Raw genomic sequence first — 2,687 nt, 5'->3', positions numbered from 1 at the left:
TGTGTCCCATCTTTAATCTCACAAATATCACATAATTGTTTACTTTTCCAATGTTCATCAAACCCTGGAAACCGTAAGTAGTATTCTGAAGGTTTAATAGGACTACAATTTTTTAGGCGTTGATTTTTTTAAAAAAAGTTTTTTTTCATGAAAATGTATATATTTTAACGTACAAATATTACATATCTATTAATTAATTATGGTGAATTTATGTTTAATAGAAAGTATTTTATTTTAATTTTTTTTGTTTTTCTAATAGCTATAACATCGGTTAGTGCACAAGATGATGTTGTAGCTAGTCAAGACTTAAACGAATTATCAGTTAATGATGAGGTAGTAGATACTAATATTAATGTAGAACAATATGCTGATGGTGCTATTAAGCAAGATACAGATAAGACTGATGAAGATTTGATTGATTTAAGTGAATGTAGTTCAGCTGTTCTTCAGGTAAGTGATAATGAAGGAGTTATTTGTGTTAGACGTGATGCTACAAATGCTGCTGATATTCATATTGAAAGTGGTAATTGGGGAGATATTAGCTATTTAAAGCAATATAAAACCGCTGATGGTTATTTTTCACATGCAATTATCACATCTAATGGTTGGCTCATTGGTAATGGTGGTGTAACAGACGGTTCAGCATTCCGACAGATTGAAAGCATAGCTTCTGAAATGGTTACCAATAATCAAATTACAAATGACTATCTTTCAAGAATTCATAAGATAATATCCAGATATTCCTTAGGTCATTTTGTCATAAAAGCTGCTGATGGAACTTATGGTGTTGTCTTTACTAATTTATATCATGTTGGTAAATTACAAGCTGGACAGTATGTTTTATGCCCTAATGTTTATTCAATGTCTCAAAAAGGAAGTTATGATAATAATCTGAATCCTGTTGATGCAGGTATTAAAAAAGTTTATACTGATGATTATGGTGTTAATAGGAGAAATATAATGACTTATCATTGGAAATTAACTAATTCCCCTAATGGATTATCATATAGTGTAGATTCTTATGCATCAAATGATGACGGTAAAGGTGTTGGTCGTTCAACATCCTATATGGCAGATAATGTTTATTACTTTAATAATTTCCATTCAAAAAATTCTCTCCCACTAGCTAGGGATAAATTATTTTTAGGAAACCATGTTTTTGGTAATAGTATTGAAGTTTTCAAATTATTAACTCCTGTTAGTTCCTGTCTTGTTGGGGATACTATTGAATTAAAATATCAGGTTAATTATATTGCTCATTCAAACCCGTTAGTTCAGTTTGCTCTTCCAGAAGGATTTGATTTTAATAGTGCAACAGTATCTAAAGGAAATTACAGACTTGACCCTACACGTATTGTAGTCTGGAATTTAAATGATTGTGATGTGAATAATTATATTACACTTTCTCTTAAAGCTGTTAAATCTGGACAATTTGATTTCTACCATTCATTAGACAATACTTTTGTTGGTAGTGATAAACTATTTGCAAATAACTATGGTGCTATACTTTCTGTAAATGATGTGGATAAATATTATAAAGGTCCTGAAAGGCTTAATATATACTTAAAAGATGCTAATAATAATCCTATTGTTGGTGAAAATGTTATCATCAATATCAATGGTGTTGATTATAAAAGAACAAGTGACGAGAAAGGTATTGCTTCATTAGCTATTAATTTAAGTCCTGGTGAATATCTTGCTAAAATAAGTTATAATGGACGTTTTGGCAGTGATTCAAAAGAAGCTAATATAAACATATCTAAAACTATCATAGGTAATGATATTGTAAAAATGTTTAGAAATGCAACTAAATTTTATGCAAAATTCATTGATACTTCTGGAAATCCTTTAGCTAACCAAGCAGTTACATTTAATATCAATGGAGTGTTTTATACCAGAAACACTAATGAATCAGGATATGCTGGATTAAACATTAACTTAAGACCTGGAACATACATCCTAACTGGATATAATCCAGTAAATGGTGAGCAAGAAGGTTTCAATATAACTATTAAAGCACTTATTTGTGAAAACCATGACATAGTTAAATATTATAAAAACGACACACAATACACAGCAAAAGTCTACAATAAAGACGGAAGCTTAGCTATTGGTAAAAATGTAACATTTAACATAAACGGAGTATTTTACAGTAAAACAGTTGATGAAAATGGTACAGTAAAACTAAATATCAATTTAAATCCTGGAGAATATATTATAACTGCACTCTATGAAGAATATGATGTGGGAAATAATGTAGTTGTTAAAACTGTACTGCTTACTGATGATTTATCTATGGAATTCCAAGACGGAAGTAGGTTTAATGCAACAGTTCTTGACGGACAAGGAAATCCACTAGCTAATCAAACAGTGATATTCAATATAAATGGTGTATTCTACAACAAAACAACAGCAGATGACGGTGTTGCAAGTTTAAATATCAACCTTCTCAAAGGAAAATATATTATCACTTCAACCTGGAACAATTACCAAATTGGAAACAAAATTACAATCAGTTAAGATGAATCTTAACTTTTTTTCTTTTTTATAAACCCTACATAATTTACATGCTTATTTTTTATAGGAATTTTTAGACTGTTACTATGAAACTTACGGTTTTTGGAGTTTTCAGATAAGTGGAAAATTAAAAAAATAGATGAAATTGCAAATGTTGTAGGTGGTGGAAC

General features: G+C 29.7%; 1 protein-coding gene. It reads left to right on the top strand.

What is annotated here, in order from left to right:
- The first annotated feature begins 210 nt into the window (after positions 1-210).
- On the top strand, positions 211-2,520 hold the full coding sequence (locus Q0984_RS08855) for an Ig-like domain-containing protein (protein ID WP_299526722.1): 2,310 nt from the start codon (positions 211-213) through the stop codon (positions 2,518-2,520).
- Positions 2,521-2,687 lie beyond the last annotated feature (167 nt).

The sequence above is a fragment of the uncultured Methanobrevibacter sp. genome, assembly GCF_934746965.1.
GTDB lineage: Archaea > Methanobacteriota > Methanobacteria > Methanobacteriales > Methanobacteriaceae > Methanocatella.
Note: the sequence above shows the minus strand (reverse complement) of the source record. Positions and strands in the feature narration are given on the sequence as shown.